Below are 19,253 nucleotides of genomic sequence, written 5' to 3'. Positions count from 1 at the left end.
CATTAATTCAAAGTCGAGCACCTTTTTAGTACATTTTTCATTTAACCAAAAGTAATAGAATCAATGCTTCGTCACCAAACGAGATAGCACCCCTATTGACAGCCTCTACCGCCAATAAAAAATTATATCTAATATCGTCAGGCAGCGAATTTATTCCATTGATTTTCATCAGCAAATACTCATCCTTATCTAAGTGTATGCTAGTCATCCCATCATCAGGAAATCTAAGACTATTTAAACAGTCAACAAAAGCGTTGAAGTTATTCCCATAAAAATCTGGAAAACCAAAAACCCTATTCATTTCATCATGAAATTCATCATCCGTATTTATTTCTGAAAAATCAACAACTACTCGTTTAAACTTCATCATTTCCACCCTGAAAGATCTATTTCTATAAAGGAATCGTAATGATCATGACTGTAGTAAGCTTTCCCTGTCGCTTTATCAACAACAATACGTCTTGTACCTCGATTACCAACACCAGGGGTCTTAACTGTCCATTCTCTATATGGCCCACTACCTGTATCTAGTCGTTGGCTATTCGGTGATATACGATAACTATTTTCAAATTCAATACCATCCCTTGCATAAGCTGGCCTATTCAATTTGATATTGTCTACCGTTTTATGTAACTCCTTCATTTCTTTAGGAGTCATATCGTGTCCCCATTTATCCTTTATAGCAGCGTGAGCCTGCTTAGGATTCTTAGCAGAATGGCTACATGTCAACCCAAACGGATCCACCCACATCAGCGGGTTCGGCGCATACTGATACAGGTTCAACCCGCCACGCAGTCCTATCGGATCCTGCGTGGTGAAACGCCCCACCTCGGGCTCGTAGTAGCGGAACAGGTTGTAGTGCAGGCCGCTTTCGTCGTCCTGATATTGCCCGGCGTAGCGCAGCGGCTGCTGGTATTGCGCACCCTGCCGCTTCGCCGCGCCGGCCACCGTCTGGCCCTGCAGCTTGCCGAAGGTGTCGTATTGCCCAGACCAGCACAGGTTGCCCGCCGCGTCGGTCACTTCCAGCGGCGCGCTGTTCAGATCGGTGTGATACCAGTAGATATCCGCCGAGCGGCTGTCGCCCGCCTGCTCCAGCGCCGCCAGCGGGCTCCACGGGCTGGCCGGATCGTAGCTCCAGCTGCGGCGGCTGCCGTCGTCGCGCTGCTCCTGCAGCAAGCGGTAACCCTGCCACAGGAAACGGGTCGTCTGTTCGGTTTTGCCCTTGTAGCGCACCGCCTTGCGGCTGCGGCGGCCCAGCGCATCGTAATGATACTGCGCCTCGAACTCGCCCTGCGGGCCGCGGCCGCGCGCCTGCACCAGCCGGTTGTCGGCGTCGTAGCGGTAGTGCTGTTCATACAGGCCGTTGCGCCGGCTGATCAGGTTGCCCCAGGCGTCGTAACGGTAAAACAGTTTTTGCCAGTGCGTCAGGCGGTTGTCGGCGATCGGCGCCAGCGGCAGGTGCGCGTCGATGTCGTTCTGCGGGCTGCGCTCACCCAGTAGGTTATCCGCCAGATCGTACACCAGCCGCGCGCCCGGTTTGCCCTGATTGGGTTCGCGGTGTTGCAGCAGGCGGCCCTCGGCGTCGTAACCGTAGTGCACTTCGCCGCGCAGCGCGTCGCTCACCCCGGCCAGCTCGCCGCGGCCGGTGTAACGATAGGCGCGCCACAGCACGCCGTCTTCCGGCCGGGTCAGTTTGTCGTGGCCGAAGGCGCTGCTCTGCCAGCTGCGGCGGCCCATGGCGTCGTAACGCCGCTGCTGCTGCAGCGCGCCCTGGCTGCGGCCGGTTTCCCGGTGCAGGCGATCGCGGGTGAATTCGCTCACCACCTGCTGGTTGAATTTAATGGCGCTGGCGTGGCCGGAGCCGTAATACAGCCACTGCAGGCGATCGCCCTGCGGCAGCGTCAGCGCCTGCAGGTTGGCCAGCGCATCCCACTGGTATTGCAGCTCGCCGTTCACGCCCTGCTCGCCGAGCAGCCGCCCGGCGGCGTCATAGCGCATCTGTACGCTGTCCGGCTCGATGCCCAGCGCCGCGCCGCTCGCCGTCGGCAGGCGGTTCAGCTCGCGCAGCCGCCCCATGGCGTCGAAGCGGTAATGCCATTCCGCGCTGGCGTTGCCGCGCCAGACCAGTTGCCCGGCCTCGTCGAAGCGGAAGCGCTGTTCGCGCTGCGTCAGCTCGCCCGCGCTGCCCGGCAATCCGACCTCACGGTGCTCCTCCAGCAGCCCGGCCGCGCCGTAGCGATAATAATGGCGGGTGTCGTCCGGGCGCTCTTCGGTCAGCACGCGGCCCACCGCATCGTAGCTGAAGCGGTAGTCGCCGCCGTTGCCGTTCTCCAGCCGCGTCAGCCAGCCCTGCGGGCTGTAGTGATAGCGCCGGGTGCGGTTGATGCGATCGGTGATGCTGACCGGTAGCCCCAGGGCGTTGTACTGCCAGCGGGTCAGGCTGCCCAGCGCGTCCTGATGTTCGGCCAGCTGGCCGTGCGCGTTCCAGTTAAAGCGCTCTTCGCCGCCGTCCGGGTGGATCAGGGTATGCAGGCGGCCGCCGTTATCCCACCGGTAGCGCGTCTGGTGGCCTTCGGCATCGGTCTGCGCCGTCAGTTGCCCCAGCGCATCGTAGGTATAAGCCGTGACGCTGCCGGAACAGTCGGTGTAGCGCGTCAGCTGGCCACGGGCGTCCCACTCCAGCTTCACTTCCCCGCCCAGCGCGTCGATCACGCTGGCCGGCAGGCTCTCTTCGTCATCCGGATAGCGGTACAGCGTGGCATTGCCCAGCGCATCGACATAGCGCGTCGGGCGCCCCAGCGTGTCCCAGTGCTGCGCTTCGCTGCTGCCGTCCGGGTATGCGACGGCGAACAGCCGGCCGCTGTTGCGCGAATATTGATAGCGCGTCACGCGGCCGAGCGGATCGGTCTCCGACAGCAGGCGGCCGTAAGGATCCCATTCGCTCCGGCGCTGCGCGCCGCCGGGCAGCAGCACGCTGCACAGTTCGCCGCGTTGGTAGATAAAGCCGTAGCGGCGCTGGTCGAAATCGGTGTACTGCGCCACGTTGTCGTCGTCATCCAGCCGCCACTCCGCCCGTTTGCCGTCGCCGCGCACCGCGCTGCGGCGCCCGCCGGCGAAGTCATAGCCGAACTCAAGGGATTCTCCGGCGCTGTTGCGATAGGCCGTCACGCGCGGCACGCCGTCGATCTCTTGCCATTGGTATTCGTTCAGCAGTCCGGCGGCGTCCTGGTGGCTGATCATCAGGCCGTCGCGCCAGCCAAAGCGGCGCGTCACCTCACCGGCGCGGTTGCTCACCGTCGTCAGTTGGCCCTGCTCATCGTAACCGTAGCGCGCCAGCGTCCGTTCGCCTTCGGCGGTTTGCAGCGCCACTTCGCACAGGCGGCCCTGCGCATAGCGGCACATCAGGCGCTGCCCGGCGCTGTCCACCAGTTCATTCAGCAGCCCCTCGTCGTCGTAGAACAGCGAGGTGGCGTTGCCGATGGCGTCGGTGATCATGCTGAGCCGGCTCGGCCGATCGCCCGCCAGCGGCGGATAGTGGAAAATCTGTTCGCCGACGTCAAACAGCTGCCAGCTGCCGTCGTCGTTGTGCATCAGCCAGCATTTTTCGGCTTCGCAATAGGTTTTGTGGCCGCGCGGCACCCTAGGGAAAGCGACGAAGTCGCCGGAAGGCGCGCGCCACACCAGGCCGTCCTGATACGGCTGCAGGCTGCTCTCCCAGAACAGGTTCCAGCCGCGGCCCAGCACGCCGTCGCCGGGGTTACCGCTGCGCCAATAGCGCTGCCAGGCGACCGGCAGGCGCGATGGCAGCACGAAATCGAGATCGTCTTCGCCGTCGAGGAATTTCTGGCCGCTGACGATATCCACCGGCCGGGCGATAATGCCGACCGCGGCGGTCGCGGTCATCAGGGTGCCGGCTCGGCAGGCGATGCGCGCCAGTTTGTTGATGCCGGGCAGTTTGCCCAGCAGTTTGCCGAGCGCCCCCAGCTTGCCGGCGGCGCCGCCCACGCCGCCCACCAGGCCTGCGAACAGCAGCGTCAGATCGGAGACCTTATACAGCCAATCCGGCACTTCGGGCTTGATCGGCAAGGTGGTGACGGTGCCGCCGCCGATAAACACGTTGGGCGAACCTTCCATCACCTGCGCGTCGCAGTTGGTTTTGTCCCCCACGCGCGAGGCGGGCTGGCCGTTGATGCTGACCTTGTCGGAGCCCTGCGCCATCTGCATGCTCGGGCCGTCGTCGCTGCAGGCCACCTGGCTGTTGGTGGCGAGCGCGGCGGGTTTGCCGTTGATGAAGACGTTGGGGGAGCCGGTGACGATATTGCCTTTGGGGGTCAGGCTACCGGCACCGGCGTCGGCAATGCCGTCGCGCGCCGCGCTGGCCGCCTCCCCGGTGAGATACCCCACAGCCAGGCTGGCGCCGATAAGCAGCACGCCGACGCCGATACAGGAAGCCGCCAGGCCGGCGACGAACAGCGCACCCGCCGCCAATGCGCCTGCGGCGGCGATCAGGCCGCCGACAAGGGTGCCGGCAATCATGCCGGCCAGGGCATGGGAGTGCCCGATGGTATCGCCGACGCGGGCCGCTTCGGTCATCGTAAGTTCCTTTTACGCAAAGAGTTCATCGTTAGGCCGCCCGGTAGCTGTTCAGCACCTGCTGCAGCAGCGCGTCATCTTGCGGCGTCAGCTTGCGCGCCATCGCCAGGGTGAACACCAGCACCCGGCCTTCCGCCAGCGCGAACACCGCCTGGTTCTGCCAGATGCGTTTGCCGTCGCGCAGGTAGCTGGCGCGTACCCACTCACCGGCGGCCAGCCCATCGCCCAGCGACGCCGGCTCGCGGCTTTTGAACGCCCAGCCTTTCAGCCCCTGCGCCAGCGCATCAAGCTGGCGAGTGACGTAGCTTTCCAGATTCTCCGCCGGCTGCAGCGCATCGCGGGAAATATTGACTGAGGGGGAAACATCATCACCGGCCAACAGCACGTTGACGGTGCGATCGGCATAGCCTTCCGGCAAAGCGACGCTGCCTTCGCTGAAAGCGCAGCGGGATAAAGCGGACATGCGAGGATCCTTTTGCATAAATAATGCTTAAGCATCGCATAACTTAGCCTTGAAATAAAACCATCAGATACTGCGAATGTTGCACGGCGTGACCCCGTTCACTGTGAAAAAGACCGTTGTCGGAATCTTGCCGGGAATCAAACCTTAATATTACAGAATTATCTGAAACCACTGGCGCGCCAGCGCGCCGATTGTGGCTATACTCGGCTATCGCCCTTTTCAGGAGATCAGGATGCTGAGATTAACCCGCCGCGCGCTGTTGTGCGCCACGTTGGCCGCGTTCACCGCCGGCGCTACCGAAACGCCGAAATTCGGCCCGGAGCTGCAGGGCTTTCACTACCCCTACCCGTTGCAACAATTCAGCTTCACCTCGCAGGGGCAGTCGTTAAAAATGGGCTATATGGACGTGCCGCCGGAAGGCGCCGCCAACGGCCGCACCGCGCTGCTGCTGCACGGTAAAAACTTCTGCGCCGCCACCTGGCAGGACACCATCAAGGCGCTGAGCAAGGCCGGTTACCGCGTCATCGCGCCCGATCAAATCGGCTTTTGCTCCTCCACCAAGCCGGCGCATTACCAGTACAGCTTCCAACAGCTGGCGCAAAATACCCACGGCCTGCTGCAGAATCTGAACATCAGCAAGGCCATCGTCATCGGCCACTCCACCGGCGGCATGCTGGCCACGCGCTATAGCCTGATGTATCCGCAGGCGGTGGAACGGCTGGTGATGGTCAACCCGATCGGTCTTGAGGACTGGAAGGCGAAAGGCGTACCGTGGCGCAGCGTCGATCGGTGGTTCGAGCGCGAGCTGAACACCACCGCCGAGGGCATCCGCAACTATGAGCAGCGCACCTACTACGGCGGCCGCTGGAAGCCGGAGTACGATCGCTGGGTGGATATGCTGGCCGGGCTGAACAACGGGCCGGGCCACCGCCTGGTGGCGTGGAACTCGGCGCTGATCTACGACATGATCTTCACCCAGCCGGTGTATTACGAGTTCAAGGATCTGCAAACGCCCACCACGCTGATGATCGGCACCGCCGACACCACCGCCATCGGCAGCGATATCGCCCCGCCGGCAGTCAAGGCCAAGATCGGGCACTACGCGGTGCTGGGCAAGCAGGCGGCGAAACTGATCCCGCACGCCACGCTGATCGAATTCGCCGGGCTGGGCCATGCGCCGCAAATGGAGGAGCCGGCGCGCTTCCATCAGGCGTTGCTCAAGGCGCTGCAACCCTGAGCGGCCGGTTGGCGCAGCCGGCGCGCGGCGGCTAAACTTTCAGCTGGCACTCAATTGCAGGAGACAGCCATGCGACAGATTATTGCCAGCGCGTTCGTCAGCCTCGACGGCGTGATGCAGGCGCCCGGCGGGCAGGACGAAGACCGCAGCGGCGGCTTTCGCTTCGGCGGTTGGACCGCCCCCTACTGGGATGACGCCGTCGCGGAAACGATGGGCGAACTTTTCTCTGCGCCTTTCGATCTGCTGCTCGGGCGGCGCACCTACGATATCTTCGCCGGCTACTGGCCGCATATCACCGACGAGGCCGACCCGTTTTCCGCCGACATCGCCCGCACGTTCAATCAGGCGGCCAAGTACGTCGCCACCCACCACGGCGAGACGCTGACGTGGGAGAACAGCCAGTGGCTGGGGCAAGACATCCTCGCCCGGCTGCGCGAGCTGAAGCGCACCCAGGGGCCGGTGCTGCTGGTGCAGGGCAGCAGCACGCTGATGCAACAGCTGCTGGCCAACGATCTGGTGGATGAACTGCGCTTGCTCACCTACCCGGTGCTGCTCGGCGGCGGCAAGCGGCTGTTCGATGACAACGCGGCGCCGGCGGCCTTCACGCTGACCCACTCGGTGGTCTCGCCCGGCGGCGTCATTGTGGCTCACTACCGCCGCGCCGGCGCGGTGAAAACCGGCTCTTTCGTGGCGGAAAGCGCCGCGGCGGCCCAGTCGTAAAAAAAGGGCCGGTCGGCCCTTTTCTCTTCCCCTTCCTCACCTCAGGCAAACAAAATATCGCTCTGCTCCACCTGCCCGACCACGTGGATCTTGAAGTCGGCGGCATAGCTGTTGCTCTGGGTGTTCATCAACAGATCGGTGGTGCCGTTGAAGGCGTCGAAGTTGAGCTGGATCTCGCCTTTCTGGCCGCTGAAGGCGCTGCCGCTGTCGATAAAGCGCAGCTCGCTCAGGCTATTGTTGAAGCGCAGGCCGGAGAGATCGATCTTGTCGATGCCGTGCTCAAAGTCTTCAATCACGTCGAACGCCGCCACCGTCGACTCTTTGGCGTTGAGATAGACGAAATAGTCGGTGAAGTTGTTGGCGTCTTTGCCGCCCCACAGATGGTCCGCCCCCCGCCCGCCGTACAGGATGTCGGAACCGGCGTTGCCCGCCAGCAGGTTGTCCTGATCGTTGCCGATGAGCAGATCGCGCCCGCTGCCGCCGATGGCGTTCTCGATGATCGCCCCGCGCGCGATGGCGACGTTCTGCGTGCCGCCGCCGACGCTGGAGAACGCGCCGTCGTTCAGGTTGATCATCTGCTGCTGGCTGTAGCCGGAGAAGTCCAGCGTGTCGTTGCCGCCGGCGTCCCACACCGCGAAGTTGACCGGTTTGCCGTTGTCCGCCGTGGCGGTCAGGAAATCACGGCCGGTGTTGGAGTTGAAGCCGTACACCGTGTCGCCGGTGCGGGTGTTCATGTTGGCGCCGTACAGCTTCTGGATCGCGGCGATGTCATCCACCATCGGCCCATAGCCATACACCCCTTTGGTGTCGGCGCCGGTGTAACCGGCGTTGAAATAGCTCATGATCGAGTATTGCAGCGAATCCTGATAATAAGCCGCGTCATTCTGATAACTCGGGTTGCCTAACGATGCGTCATAAGATCCCGGATGCGCCAGCCCCAGGGCGTGTCCCAGTTCGTGGGTGAAGGTCTGGCTGCTGAAGTCGCCGCTAACCGGCGCCTTATGGGTGGCGAAATTTTTGTTGAACCACACCGTGCCCACAAAGGCGTTATCGCTGCCCGATTTGGAACTCGGCGGGTAATAGGCGTAAGCGTTGATGGCATTCGGGCCGCTGCCGGCGGCGGTGCTGCCGTCGGCGCGCTGCGTGAAGTAGGCGAAGGTGATATCCGCGCGGTGGTTGATATCGGTGGACGCCGCCTCGGTGAAGGTTACGTTCGCCACGTCGGCCCACGCCTGCATCGATTTCAGCGCCTGAGCCTGCGCCGCCTGGGTCAACGGCTGCAGCCCCTTGTCGCCGTCACCGGTCTGGCCGATGCGGTTCAGCGCGCTTTGCGTCAGGAAGGAATAGGTCAGCGCGACCGGCTGGTGATACACCTGGTCGCCGTTGTGCGTCAGGCCCGGCCGCGTCAACTGATCGGCGGCGCGATCGAAGCTGAAGTTATCACGGATTTTACCCAAATTATTAATCGCCGCCCCGCCGCGCTGGTTACTGTACAGGTTAGCGTTGTCCAGCGTGAACAGCGCGCCGTAGCCCAATCCGTCATAGGGGCTGCCGGGCTGGTGATAGTAAAACTGATAGTTATGATCGTTGGGGGATGTGGCGGCCAGGCTGGTGAACTCATCGTCATCTTGCAAAATGTCGTTGTGGCGACTGCTCATTGCATTCTCCTTTTACACACTAGGAATCCACTCGATTTGTAAGACTATTCATCAGTCGTTCTTATCTAAGCCGAGGCTTAGGATTGACCAGTATAGTGACTCACTCCGGCGGCGCGAGCCCGCCCAGCCTGGCTTCACCGCGCCGGGCGTTAAGAAGGAGATAACCATAACAATTTGTATTCTCACTATATTAATGAGAAAAATAAGCGCAATAACAGGTTAATCACTCGTCTTTTCGCGCCTTTTAGCGACGGTTAGATCAGAATAATCGAGGATTAAAAAACCTAATCCTTGCCTCATCATCCCGCCGGGAACGTGCTAAGGTGTGAACGGACAGCCGAAAGGAGTGACCCGATGCCAACCCATTTCCTTATGCGCGCCTTGCGCCGCGCCAGCCTGACAGGAGTCGTTATGAGCGTATTGTGCAGCAGTGCCCTGGGCAGTTCACTGCCGTTGCTGGAACCCGCCGCGCTGAAGGGCGACTGGCAGCTCGCCGCCATCGGCGACGGTAAAGCCGTCTGCGAGGTGCAGCTGAGCGACGAAACGGTAGCCAACACCAACGCTTTCCGCTTCAGCGCCTCCGCCGAGTGCCTGCAGCCGCTGGCGCTGCACGCGCTGCCAGTCGCCTGGCGGCCGACGCCGGACGGCATGACGCTGACCGACGCTGAAGGGAGCATGGTGGCGTTTCTGGCCCTGACCGCGCCGAAGCGCTATGAGCTGATCGACCGCAACGGCCCTTCACGCTTTGTGCTGATCCCGCGCTAATCCTTCAGGCAAACAGCAGGCCGAGCAGCGCGCCGCCCGCCAGCACCCACAGCGGATGGAGGCGCTTGCTCATGCTTAATCCCGTCGCCAGCGCCACGATCGCCGCCAGCCGCCAATTGGGCGCGGAAGCCTCGGCGATCAAAAGGCCGCTGGCCACCACCAGCCCCACGGTCAGCGGCACCAGCCCGGCCTGCACGATGCGGCGCCACGGACGATCCTTAAAGCGCCGCCAGGCGCCCATCACCAATAGCGTAACGATGGAAGACGGCCCGAACTTGGCGATCGAAGAAACCAGCAGCCCCGCCCAGCCGGCCACGTGCCAACCGACCAGCGGTACGATCATCATGTTCGGCCCCGGCGCGGCCTGCGCCATGGCGAACAGCGCGCTGAACTCCTGGGCGCTCATCCACTGATGCACCTCTACCACTTGCCGCTGCATCTCCGGCAGAATGGTCATGCCACCGCCGAACGCCAATAAAGAGAGCTCGGTGAAGATCAGCGCCAACGCCATCAACACCCCGCTCATGACGGCCACCGCCACATCAGCAGAATGCTCAGCGGCGCCAGCACCAGCATGGTCGGCAACAGCGGCAGGCGCAGCCAGGCAATGGCGATCAGCGCCAGCGCGACGATCGCCAGCGCCGGCCATTTGCCGCGCAGCGGCAGCAGCATCTTGATCCCGGTCGAGAGCAGCAGCCCGGCGGCGGCGGCGGCCAGCCCGGCGAACACATGCTGCACATGGGGATCGTTTTGGAAGCGGGTGTACACCACGCCCAGTCCCACCACGATCGCCGTCGGCGCGCTGATGAGGCCCAGCAAGGCGCACAGCGCGCCGCGCAGCCCGCGAAATTCCATCCCCACCGCCACCGACAGGTTGATCACATTGCCGCCGGGCAAAAACTGGCACAGGCCGAGCAGCTCGGTGAACTGTTCCGCGTTCAGCCAGCGCCGGCGTTCCACCAACATGCTGCGCGCCATCGGCAGTACGCCGCCGAAGCCGATCAGCCCCAGCCACAGAAAGCCCAAAAACAGCGCCGCGTTGCCCGGCGCTACCGCCGGGTGCGGTTTTAACGTATTGATATCTGACATGACATTGCCGTTCCACATCGCTTGTTTTGATGTCTGGTATCATGCGCGTCGCCGTGCCATGATGTCTAATGCATTCCGGAACAAAGAAAGATACCTTTGAGGTATGGCTATGATTGAACTGCGTCGCCTGCGGGCGTTCGTCACCGTGGTGGAAGAAGGCAACATCACCCGCGCCGCCGAGCGGCTGTTTATCCAGCAGCCGCCGCTGACCCGCCTGTTGCAGGGGTTGGAAGACGAATTGGGCGTGAAGTTGTTACAGCGATTGCCGCGCGGCGTGCGCGTCACCGAAGCGGGCGGCGTGCTGTTCGAAGAAGCCCGCGCCCTGCTGGCGCGCGCCGAACGCCTGCGCGAAGCGGTGCAGCGCGCCGCCCGCGGCGAGCAGGGCCACATCGCCATCGGTTTCACCAGTTCCGCCGCGCTGCACCCGTTCGTGCCCAACCTGCTGCGCCGCTACCGCGACATCCTGCCGGGCATCACCACTCAACTGGAAGAAGCCGGCAGCGGCGAACTGATGGAGGCGTTGCTGGAACAGCGCCTCGACGCGGCCTTCGTGCGCTCGCCGGCCAACGGCATTCCCGGCCTGAGCGTCGAGCCGGTGCTCAGCGAGCCGATGATCGTCGCCCTGCCGCTGGGCCATCGGCTGGCGCAAGAAACGCAGCAACCGCTGCCGTTGGCCGAACTGGCCCACGAGGCGTTTATTCTCTATCGCCGCCCGGCCGGCCAGGGGCTGTACGACGCCATCCTGGCCGCCTGCCACCGCGCCGGTTTCAGCCCGCGCATCGTGCAGGAAGCGCCGCGCCTGCCGGCCACCCTCAGCCTGGTGGGCGCCGGATTAGGGGTGTCAATCGTGCCCGGTTCCATGCGGCGGCTGGGCGGCGACGGCATCGTCTACCGCACTCTCGCCGCAGAAGCGCAGCTCAGCGCCCCGCTTTACCTGGCGCTGCGCCGCAGCCCGGCTTCGCCGATCGTCGAGCGCTTTCGTCAGTTGGTGCTGGAGACCGTGGGGCAGTCATAAAAAGCCCGAACGGCCAATAAAAAATGACGTTCGTTTATTATTTATTTAAGCCTGTGAGCGGTGAAAATTAATTCCAATCCATGACTATTCAACTTCCGGTTAATTAATTAAACCCGCTCTCACTTAGTAACAAACGCAAACAAATAAGCGCCTACGCAATACATTCCAGCCGCTAGGATTTAAGGGTCACAGCCTATTCCCGCCGATGACAAAAAATCATTTCAATGGCGATCGCGCCTTCCCTGTCGCCTGCTGCTGCAGGCGCACGGTTTTATATTGGAGAAAACGCTATGCTATCACGTCGTGATATATTGAAAGTCTCCGCCGTCAGCGCGGCCGCCGCCGGCATGATCGGCGGCATCGCCAAAAATGCCGCTGCCGACGACCATCGCAATATCGTGCCCCCCAGCAGCTATCAGCCGCCTGCCGATGCGCAGCATCTCTATAAATACAAATTCACCGACAGCAAAAAGCGCAGCCTGCCCAACGGCTGGGCGCGCGAAGCCACCGTCGAGCAATTCCCGATCTCCGAAGGCGTGGCGGGCGTCGACATGACGCTGGAGCCGGGCGGCGTGCGCGAACTGCACTGGCACGCCATCGCCGCCGAATGGGCGTTTATGCTGGAAGGCCATGCGCGCATCACCATCCTCGATCCCGAAGGCAAATGTGAGGTGGCGGACTTCGGCCCCGGCGACGTCTGGTATTTCCCGAAAGGCTATGGCCATTCCATTCAGGCGCTGGCGGACGGCGCGCATTTTATTCTGGCGTTTGATAACGGCCACTTCTCCGAATTCGGCACCTTCAGCATTACCGATTGGGTGGCGCATATGCCGAAAGAAGTATTGGAAAAAAGCGTCGACATGCCGGCGGCGGTATTTTCCAAGGCCAAACAGGGCGAGGCTTATATTGTCGGCGGCGCCGTTCCGCCCACATTGCCATTGCCGAAAAGCGACGGCGGATTAAATAACGCCCCGCTGACCCACCGCTATGAATTAATGAAGCAAAAGCCGTTCTTTGAAAATGACGCCGGCAGCGTCCATTTGGTGTCGTCGAAAGAATTTCCCATTTCCACCACCATGACCGGCATCATCGAGATCGTGAAACCCGGCGCAATCCGGGAATTGCACTGGCACCCCAATGCCAACGAATGGCAATACTATATTGCCGGCAAAGGCCGCATGACGGTGTTCAGTTCGCACGGCCACGCGCAGACGGAAGAGTACGCCCCTTCGGACGTCGGTTACGTGCCGCAGGGCTTCGGCCATTACATCGAGAACATCGGCGATGAGGATTTGAAGGTACTGATCGTGATGGACAACGGTATTTATCAGGATATTTCGTTGTCCGACTGGCTGGCGAAAACCCCGGCCTACCTGCTGGCGGACAACTTCAATAATCAGGTTGAGGACTGGCAGGATAGACCGAAAGACAAACGGGTGATGTCGCGGCGCAGCCGCTGACGCCGCGGCGAGGGAGAATCTCCCTCGCCGCTTTCTTTACTGCTTGCGCTGCTCCGCCACCTGTTTGGCGGTGACCTTGCCCTGCTTGTCGCCGAAATGGCCGACCACAAAGTTGGCGACCGCCGCCACTTCCTCGTCGGAATACGCGCTGCCGAACGCCGGCATCATCTCATGCCGCTCGCCGACGCTGATGCTCGTCCCCTTCAGGATGGCCTGCACCACGCTGCGCCCCTGCGGATCGTTCACCGCCGTGCTGCCGACCAGCGACGCATACTCGCTCTGGCGGCCCGGCCCATTCCACTGGTGGCAGCCGCTGCAGTCGTTGGCGAACACCCGGCGCCCGAGCGAGCTGTCTTGCCCGCCCGGCAGGATCGGTGTGGAAGCCCCCGCGCCCTTCGGCTGCAAGTTCACCGCTGCGGCGCCGTCGCCGGCGATCGGCTCGATATCGCGCAGGTATTTCACCAGCGCCATATTATCTTCCGGCGTCAGGAACTGCAGGCTGTTTTCCACCGCTTCCGCCATCGGGCCGCCGGCGCTGCTGCGCCCCGGCGCATGACCGGTGGCCAGATATTGCGACAGCTGCTGGTCGCTCCAGCCGCCGATGCCGGTCTGTTTGTCCGGCGTGATGTTGGCGGCGAACCAGCCTTGCACCACTTCACCGCTCAGGTGCTTGCTCTGGTTGAGGCCGAACCCCAGATTGCGCGGCGTGTGACACTCGCCGCAGTGGCCCAGCGCCGTCGCCAGATAAGCGCCGCGGTTCCACTGCTCGTCCTTGTTGAGATCCGGCGCGAAGCGTTGCTCATGGAAGAACGCCAGGTTCCAGAATTTCATGCCCCAACGCTGGTTGAACGGGAACGACAGATCGTTTTGCGGGTTGGCCTGTTTCACCGGCGGCAGGCTGAACAGATAATCCTTGATCGCCAGCACGTCGTCGCGGCTCAGTTCGGTGTACGAGGTATAAGGCATCGCCGGATACAGGTTGCCCTGCGGGCCGATGCCCTCACGCACCGCGCGCACGAACTGATCGTCGCTCCAGTTGCCGATGCCGGTTTCCTTGTCGGCGGTGATGTTGGTGCCGTAAATGGTGCCGAACGGCAGCTTGAAAGCGAAACCGCCCGCATAAGGCGCGCCGCCCGGCGCGGTGTGGCACGCCACGCAGTCGGCGGCGCGCGCCAGGTACTCGCCGCGCGCCAGTTTGTCGGTCATGCCGGCCGGCGCCCCGGCGATCGGCGCCGCAGGCTCCGCGCCGGTGGGCCGCAGCAGCGAGTACAGCGCGTATCCTCCCGCCAACACCACCACGGCGATAATCAGCCATAACAGCCCTTTCAAGGCATTGCTCATCGCATCTCTCCCTAACCCAATGCCTTGGCGGCCTGGTGGATGGCGGCGCGAATGCGCACATAGGTGGCGCAGCGGCAGACGTTGCCGCCCATCGCCGCGTCGATGTCCGCATCGCTCGGGTTCTTGCTTTGCGCCAGCAGCGCGCTGGCGCTCATGATCTGGCCGGACTGGCAGTAGCCGCACTGCACCACGTCCAGGTTGAGCCAGGCCTCCTGCACCGCCTTGCCTTCCGGCGTGGCGCCCACGGCTTCGATGGTAGTGATTTTTTTGCCGACGGCGGCGGAGACCGGCGTCATGCACGAACGCACCGGTACGCCGTCCAGATGCACGGTGCAAGCGCCGCACATGGCGATGCCGCAGCCGAACTTGGTGCCGGTCAGGCCGGCTTCGTCACGCAGAAACCACAGCAGCGGCATGTGCGGATCACCCTCGAAGGTCAGCGGCTGATCGTTTACGGTTAAATGAATCATCAGGTTCTCTCCTTGTCAGACGCCGGATTCGCAGTGGGATTATGCAGTGGCAGGCTCAGCGAGCTACGCGGCCGCCCGAGCAGCGCCAGCGCGTTGCCGACCGCCGGAGCGATAGTCGGCACCCCCAGCTCGCCCACGCCGGTCGGTTTTTCGCTCGAGGGCACGATGATCACCTCGATCTCCGGCATCTCATCGATGCGCAGTGGGCGGAAGTTATTGAAGTTGGACTGTTCGACCACGCCGTCTTTCAGCGTGATATTGCCGTACAGCGCCAGGCTCAGGCCGTAGCCGATGCCGCCCTCGATCTGCGCGCGGATCACATCGGGATTCACCGCCACGCCGCAGTCCACCGCGCACCACACTTTATGCACTTTCGGGATGCCGCCTTCGCCGATCGATACCTCGGCCACCTGCGCCACATAGGTATCGAACGCCTTGGCGACGCCCACGCCGCGCGCGCGTCCGTCCACCACCTTGGCGCCCTGCCAATCAGCGGCTTTGGCCACCGCCCGCAACACGCCCGCCGCGCGCGGCGCGTCGCCCATCAGCGCCAGCCGCCCTTCGACCGGATCCTGCCCGGTTTCCTGCAGCAGTTGATCGATAAAGCTCTCCACCGCGTGGCCGGTGTGGGTGCTGGCGACCGACCGCAGCGAGGTGGTCGGCACCTTGCCGGGCACGATATGTGCATCGCAGCGGAAGGCTTCGAAGGTATAAGGCACCTCGCTGGCGCCCTCGACCATCATCTGATCGAGGCCGTTGACCACCAACGCATCCATCGCGCTGTGGCGCGTCCAGGAGTGGCCGACCACGGTATCGGTCCAGCCCACCACCTTGCCGCCGCGAATGGCGCCGCGCAGGCGGTGCAGGATCATCGGGCGATACCAGCCGTTGCGGATGTCGTCCTCGCGCGTCCACACCACTTTCACGCCGTGGCCGGGGCCGATGCCCTTGGCCGCCGCCGCCATGTCGGCCGCCAGATCCGGCCCCAGCGTCGGGTTGCCTAAATCGATGCGACGGCCGAAGCTGCCGCCCGCCAGAATGGTTTCAATCTGTACCTTGTCCGGCGGCAACTCGAACAGATCGCACAGCTGCTTATGGTCGAGCGTCTGAATTTGGCAGCCGTAGCGCGCCTTGACGCTCTCGCCGTCCCAGAACAGATAGCCGTCCAGCGGCTCCATCGGCGCGTGCGCGACGTAGGGGAAGGTGTATTCGGCCTCGATCACCTTATCGGCCTTGTCGAACACCTCGTCCGGCTTACCGAGACTCTTCGCCACTACGCCGGTTTTCTGCGCCACCTGGCGGAATTCGGCGTAGATTTCCTCGGTGTTGCGTCGCTCCGCCTGCGCATCGTCCCAGGTGACCCTAAGCCGATCCCGCCCCTGGATCGCCGCCCAGGTGTTTTTGGCGTAAACCGCCACGCCGGTGGCAACCTGTTTCACCGCCACCACGCCCGGCACCGCCAACGCACGTTCGGCGTCAAACGTCGCCACCTTGCCGCCGAAGCGCGGCGGTTTCTTGAGGGTGACGGTCAGCATGTCCGGCTCGTGGATATCCTGCGAGAACTGCGCGCTGCCGTTGGTTTTCGCCAGTGAATCGACGCGGTGCAGACCGCGCGTTTTGCCGATCAGGGTGAAATTGGCCGGATCCTTCAGCGCCAGGCTGGCGGGATCGGGCGGCGGCAGCGTGGCGGCCAACTCGGCGAACTCGCCGAAACCCGCTTCGCGCCCGCTGGCGGCATGGCGGATCTTGCCCGCCTGCACGGTGATTTCCTGCGCGGAGGTTTTCCAGCTCTGCGCGGCGGCCTGCACCAGCAGCGCGCGCGCCATGGCGCCCATGCGCCGCATCTGTTCATAGGCGTTGGCCACCGAGCTGGAACCGCCGGTGCCCTGGAATCCGAACGCCAGGTTCTTGTAGACGGCGGTGTCCACCGGCGCGGCCACGACCCGCACCTGCGCCCAGTCGGCGTCGAGCTCTTCGGCGACCAGCGTCGCCATGCCGGTATAGACCCCCTGGCCCACTTCGGTGTGTTTACTGATGACGGTGACGATGCCGTCGGCGCCGATCTGGACGAAGGCGTTGGCGTCAAACGCCGTCGCGCCGGCGGCGGCCGGGGCGTTCGAGCGCGCCAGCGCGCCGGTGGACGGCAGATAGGCGCCGATCACCAACGCCCCGGCGCCGACGATAAACCGCCGCCGCGAAAGCGGAACTTGGGATATGCTCATTGCTCATGACTCCAAAAAAACCGAAGGCGTCACTGCCTTCGGCGAAACAGCGCTAATTATGGGAATGGCTTGCCGCGCCGGTCAGGTGACATAGCACAACAGAGCAATAATTAGCGTAGCCTATTATCCAGTAGGCTTAATGTTGAAGAGGGATTTTCTATTGGAGAATCGTGCGGTGCGGGCGGGAACCCGCACCGGGGGTCAGCTCTGCGTCGTCGCCAGATAGGAGAAGACGCTGAGCAGGCGGATTGGCGCCGCCATGTTGTCGCTGTCGAAGGCCACGGTGAGCGCATCCTGGCGCTCCACGCCGGGCACCAGGCTGAACAGATCCGCCAGCACCGGTTTGGCCGCCATCAGCGTCAGCCGGTAAGGCGGCATAAAACGGCGCTCCACCGGCAGTCTGGCGCCCTGGCGCACCTGTTGCATCGCGCGCTCGCGGATCTCGGCGCGTGCCCGCTGTGGGCTGAGCGATTCGGCGGCGGTTTGCGAGAGGGCGCGTTTCACGCAAACATAGCCGGATTGCGGATAACGTTCAGCGATCCAGCGTTGCAGCTCGTCGTCACCGCTCACCAGCCACAGCGGCACGTTCAACTCGGCCGCCGCCGCCGCATACAGATCGCTTTCGCCTACCGCCTCGCCGTTCAGGCTGACGCGATAAAAGGCCCGGCCGTTGATGGTATGCGCCAGCACGCCGCGCTCGCCGGCGGCGCTGTGATAACCGATAAACATCAGGCCGTCGTAACGTTGATGCTGCAGCCCTTCCACCATCGACAGCCCGCGCGGTTTGCCCTGCACCAGGCGCGCCCGCGCATCGATGCGTTCGGCGCGCAGGTTCTGCATCATCGCGTGGCTGTCGGCCACCGTCACCTCGGTGGCGCCGCCGGCAAAAGCGCCGTCGATGGCGGCGTTGACCTCCTGCTCCATCAGCTCGCGCGCCGCCGCATAGTCGGCGTGGGCCGGGTTGCACTGCTCCGGCCGCATCACGCCGGCGATCCCCTCGATATCCGCAGAGATAAAGACTTTCACATCAGGCTCCTGTATTTAATTTGCCGCCAGCCGATCGAGCAGCGGGCCCAGCGCCACGCGCGCATGCTGCTCGAAGCCGCTGACGCCTTCGGCGCTGAGCAACGCATCCAGCACCGCGTATTCGGTGGCGTCCGCCGCCGCCGCGAACAGCGGCTCCAGCCGTTCGTCCGGCAGCGTCGCCCCCAGTAACCGAGTGGAGAACGCCAGCGCGATGTCGCCGGAGCCGTGCCCCCAATGGCTGCCCACCCGCCCCAGGCCCGCGCCCGCGCGGCGGGCGATGCGGTTCAGCTGGCGGCTGTCCAGCGCCCGATCGCAGGCGATGATGATGATGACCGAACCGGCGTCCACCTGCGGCGGCGGATCCGCCAACAGCTTGCCCAGCGCCTGGCCGACGCGCACGCCGCTCAGCGTCAGCGAGTCGAGGGTGCCGAAGTTGGCCAACACCAGCACGCCGAGCGTGGTGCCGAGCCCCGGGCAATAGCGCGAGGCGGTGCCGATGCCCCCTTTCAAGCCGAAACTGCTCATGCCGCGCCCGGCGCCGACGCTGCCGCGCGCAAAGCGGGTGGAATGGTTATCCAGCGCGCTGAAGACGTGTTCCTCACGCACCGCCATCGCCTGAATATCGTTGAGGTAGCCGTCGTTGCACTCCAGCACCAGCGGGTTGATGGTGGCGCTGCCGCGGCCGATCTGCGGGTAGCGCCGGCAGCTGCGCCGCACCATGGCGTTGAACAGCGTGCCGACCGCGAAGGTGTTGCTCAGCAGGATCGGCGTTTGCAGCACCCCCAGTTCGTTCAGCTGCACCAGCCCCAGCGGCTTGGCGAAGCCGTTGAGCACCGCGCTGCCGCACGGCAGCGGCTGGTTGAACAGATCGCCCGGCGGCACGATGGCGGTGACGCCGGTCTGACATTCGCCGTCGGCCAGCGTGTGATGCCCGACGCTGACGCCCGGCACGTCGCACAGGGTGTCGGTCGGGCCGGCCGGATAACGCGCGCCCGGCAGGCGGCGGTGGCGCCGCCAATAGCTCAGCAGATTATCGAGGCTTTGTTGTTCAAATGCCTGGCTGTCTGTCATGGTTCCCTCATCCGCCGTTAGCCCATCAGAAAACCAGAATATCGCGCAATGCGCCGCGCCGTAAATTGAAAGCGGAAGCGAGCAGTAAAAATAGCCTTGCCCCATCGCCACTTATTGGGTTTT

The 19,253-nt window shown here is 63.3% G+C and carries 16 protein-coding genes; 5 read left to right on the top strand and 11 right to left on the bottom strand.

The window, feature by feature from the left end:
- Positions 1-37: 37 nt before the first annotated feature.
- Genes ACP3TA_RS17555 through ACP3TA_RS17545 form a run of 3 tightly spaced genes read right to left on the bottom strand, consistent with a single transcriptional unit; the run spans position 38 to position 5,056 of the window.
- Positions 38-370: a barstar family protein gene (locus ACP3TA_RS17555; RefSeq protein ID WP_016927806.1), complete on the bottom strand. Its 333-nt coding sequence runs from the start codon at positions 368-370 to the stop codon at positions 38-40.
- Positions 367-4,593 (bottom strand): RHS repeat-associated core domain-containing protein, encoded by a 4,227-nt coding sequence (locus ACP3TA_RS17550; protein WP_206195896.1) that lies wholly within the window; start codon positions 4,591-4,593, stop codon positions 367-369. Before ACP3TA_RS17550 ends, ACP3TA_RS17555 begins: the two co-directional genes overlap by 4 nt.
- A 31-nt stretch (positions 4,594-4,624) precedes the next feature.
- A complete protein-coding gene (locus tag ACP3TA_RS17545; protein ID WP_033643010.1) occupies positions 4,625-5,056 on the bottom strand; it encodes a DcrB-related protein in 432 nt (143 codons plus the stop codon).
- A 232-nt stretch (positions 5,057-5,288) separates the two neighbouring features.
- Here ACP3TA_RS17545 and ACP3TA_RS17540 point away from each other — a divergent pair, with 232 nt between their 5' ends.
- Together ACP3TA_RS17540 and ACP3TA_RS17535 are read left to right on the top strand one after the other, a co-directional pair.
- Complete coding sequence (locus ACP3TA_RS17540) at positions 5,289-6,293, top strand: alpha/beta fold hydrolase (RefSeq protein ID WP_160204276.1); 1,005 nt, start codon at positions 5,289-5,291, stop codon at positions 6,291-6,293.
- 69 nt (positions 6,294-6,362) lie between these two features.
- The gene (locus ACP3TA_RS17535; protein ID WP_042784450.1) at positions 6,363-7,013 is read left to right on the top strand and encodes a dihydrofolate reductase family protein; all 651 of its coding nucleotides are present in this window, start codon (positions 6,363-6,365) and stop codon (positions 7,011-7,013) included.
- Between the two features lie 41 nt (positions 7,014-7,054).
- Here ACP3TA_RS17535 and ACP3TA_RS17530 read toward each other — a convergent pair whose 3' ends face one another.
- Positions 7,055-8,671, bottom strand: a complete 1,617-nt coding sequence (locus tag ACP3TA_RS17530) for a serralysin family metalloprotease (RefSeq protein ID WP_206195897.1) — start codon at positions 8,669-8,671, stop codon at positions 7,055-7,057.
- A 411-nt stretch (positions 8,672-9,082) separates the two neighbouring features.
- Here ACP3TA_RS17530 and ACP3TA_RS17525 point away from each other — a divergent pair, with 411 nt between their 5' ends.
- Positions 9,083-9,436 (top strand): protease inhibitor Inh/omp19 family protein, encoded by a 354-nt coding sequence (locus tag ACP3TA_RS17525; RefSeq protein ID WP_033650455.1) that lies wholly within the window; start codon positions 9,083-9,085, stop codon positions 9,434-9,436.
- A gap of 4 nt (positions 9,437-9,440) precedes the next feature.
- On the opposite strand, the gene ACP3TA_RS17520 is transcribed toward ACP3TA_RS17525, so the two are convergent.
- Positions 9,441-9,962, bottom strand: coding sequence for a chromate transporter (locus ACP3TA_RS17520; RefSeq protein WP_046688471.1), 522 nt, complete (start codon positions 9,960-9,962; stop codon positions 9,441-9,443).
- Positions 9,959-10,525 carry a chromate transporter gene (locus ACP3TA_RS17515; RefSeq protein WP_069100536.1) on the bottom strand — a complete coding sequence of 189 codons (567 nt, stop codon included), beginning with the start codon at positions 10,523-10,525 and terminating at the stop codon, positions 9,959-9,961. Before ACP3TA_RS17515 ends, ACP3TA_RS17520 begins: the two co-directional genes overlap by 4 nt.
- A 103-nt stretch (positions 10,526-10,628) precedes the next feature.
- Between ACP3TA_RS17515 and ACP3TA_RS17510 the strand changes: the two genes are divergently transcribed.
- A complete protein-coding gene (locus ACP3TA_RS17510) occupies positions 10,629-11,540 on the top strand; it encodes a LysR family transcriptional regulator (protein WP_033643004.1) in 912 nt (303 codons plus the stop codon).
- Positions 11,541-11,830: 290 nt separating this feature from the next.
- A complete protein-coding gene (locus ACP3TA_RS17505) occupies positions 11,831-13,000 on the top strand; it encodes a cupin domain-containing protein (RefSeq protein ID WP_042784444.1) in 1,170 nt (389 codons plus the stop codon).
- A gap of 36 nt (positions 13,001-13,036) precedes the next feature.
- On the opposite strand, the gene ACP3TA_RS17500 is transcribed toward ACP3TA_RS17505, so the two are convergent.
- From ACP3TA_RS17500 to ACP3TA_RS17480, 5 genes are all read right to left on the bottom strand, one after another.
- The gene (locus ACP3TA_RS17500) at positions 13,037-14,341 is read right to left on the bottom strand and encodes a c-type cytochrome (RefSeq protein ID WP_033643003.1); all 1,305 of its coding nucleotides are present in this window, start codon (positions 14,339-14,341) and stop codon (positions 13,037-13,039) included.
- A gap of 11 nt (positions 14,342-14,352) precedes the next feature.
- A complete protein-coding gene (locus tag ACP3TA_RS17495; protein ID WP_206195899.1) occupies positions 14,353-14,811 on the bottom strand; it encodes a (2Fe-2S)-binding protein in 459 nt (152 codons plus the stop codon).
- Positions 14,811-17,033 carry a xanthine dehydrogenase family protein molybdopterin-binding subunit gene (locus tag ACP3TA_RS17490; protein ID WP_206195900.1) on the bottom strand — a complete coding sequence of 741 codons (2,223 nt, stop codon included), beginning with the start codon at positions 17,031-17,033 and terminating at the stop codon, positions 14,811-14,813. Before ACP3TA_RS17490 ends, ACP3TA_RS17495 begins: the two co-directional genes overlap by 1 nt.
- A 201-nt stretch (positions 17,034-17,234) precedes the next feature.
- Positions 17,235-18,059 carry a M55 family metallopeptidase gene (locus ACP3TA_RS17485; RefSeq protein ID WP_033643001.1) on the bottom strand — a complete coding sequence of 275 codons (825 nt, stop codon included), beginning with the start codon at positions 18,057-18,059 and terminating at the stop codon, positions 17,235-17,237.
- A 15-nt stretch (positions 18,060-18,074) separates the two neighbouring features.
- The gene (locus tag ACP3TA_RS17480) at positions 18,075-19,130 is read right to left on the bottom strand and encodes a P1 family peptidase (RefSeq protein WP_033650461.1); all 1,056 of its coding nucleotides are present in this window, start codon (positions 19,128-19,130) and stop codon (positions 18,075-18,077) included.
- Positions 19,131-19,253 lie beyond the last annotated feature (123 nt).

The organism is Serratia sp. 2C06 (genome assembly GCF_050037615.1).
GTDB classification, from domain to species: Bacteria; Pseudomonadota; Gammaproteobacteria; order Enterobacterales; family Enterobacteriaceae; genus Serratia; species Serratia ureilytica.
Note: the sequence above shows the minus strand (reverse complement) of the source record. Positions and strands in the feature narration are given on the sequence as shown.

Excerpts from the sequence above, each read along its gene's own strand:
- ACP3TA_RS17520 (WP_046688471.1), bottom strand. The coding sequence starts at position 9,962 with ATGAGCGGGGTGTTGATGGCGTTGGCGCTGATCTTCACCGAGCTCTCT.
- ACP3TA_RS17495 (WP_206195899.1), bottom strand. The coding sequence starts at position 14,811 with ATGATTCATTTAACCGTAAACGATCAGCCGCTGACCTTCGAGGGTGAT.
- ACP3TA_RS17545 (WP_033643010.1), bottom strand. The coding sequence starts at position 5,056 with ATGTCCGCTTTATCCCGCTGCGCTTTCAGCGAAGGCAGCGTCGCTTTG.
- ACP3TA_RS17555 (WP_016927806.1), bottom strand. The coding sequence starts at position 370 with ATGATGAAGTTTAAACGAGTAGTTGTTGATTTTTCAGAAATAAATACG.
- ACP3TA_RS17480 (WP_033650461.1), bottom strand. The coding sequence starts at position 19,130 with ATGACAGACAGCCAGGCATTTGAACAACAAAGCCTCGATAATCTGCTG.
- ACP3TA_RS17525 (WP_033650455.1), top strand. The coding sequence starts at position 9,083 with ATGAGCGTATTGTGCAGCAGTGCCCTGGGCAGTTCACTGCCGTTGCTG.
- ACP3TA_RS17540 (WP_160204276.1), top strand. The coding sequence starts at position 5,289 with ATGCTGAGATTAACCCGCCGCGCGCTGTTGTGCGCCACGTTGGCCGCG.
- ACP3TA_RS17510 (WP_033643004.1), top strand. The coding sequence starts at position 10,629 with ATGGCTATGATTGAACTGCGTCGCCTGCGGGCGTTCGTCACCGTGGTG.
- ACP3TA_RS17515 (WP_069100536.1), bottom strand. The coding sequence starts at position 10,525 with ATGTCAGATATCAATACGTTAAAACCGCACCCGGCGGTAGCGCCGGGC.
- ACP3TA_RS17505 (WP_042784444.1), top strand. The coding sequence starts at position 11,831 with ATGCTATCACGTCGTGATATATTGAAAGTCTCCGCCGTCAGCGCGGCC.
- ACP3TA_RS17490 (WP_206195900.1), bottom strand. The coding sequence starts at position 17,033 with ATGAGCATATCCCAAGTTCCGCTTTCGCGGCGGCGGTTTATCGTCGGC.
- ACP3TA_RS17535 (WP_042784450.1), top strand. The coding sequence starts at position 6,363 with ATGCGACAGATTATTGCCAGCGCGTTCGTCAGCCTCGACGGCGTGATG.
- ACP3TA_RS17550 (WP_206195896.1), bottom strand. The coding sequence starts at position 4,593 with ATGACCGAAGCGGCCCGCGTCGGCGATACCATCGGGCACTCCCATGCC.
- ACP3TA_RS17500 (WP_033643003.1), bottom strand. The coding sequence starts at position 14,341 with ATGAGCAATGCCTTGAAAGGGCTGTTATGGCTGATTATCGCCGTGGTG.
- ACP3TA_RS17530 (WP_206195897.1), bottom strand. The coding sequence starts at position 8,671 with ATGAGCAGTCGCCACAACGACATTTTGCAAGATGACGATGAGTTCACC.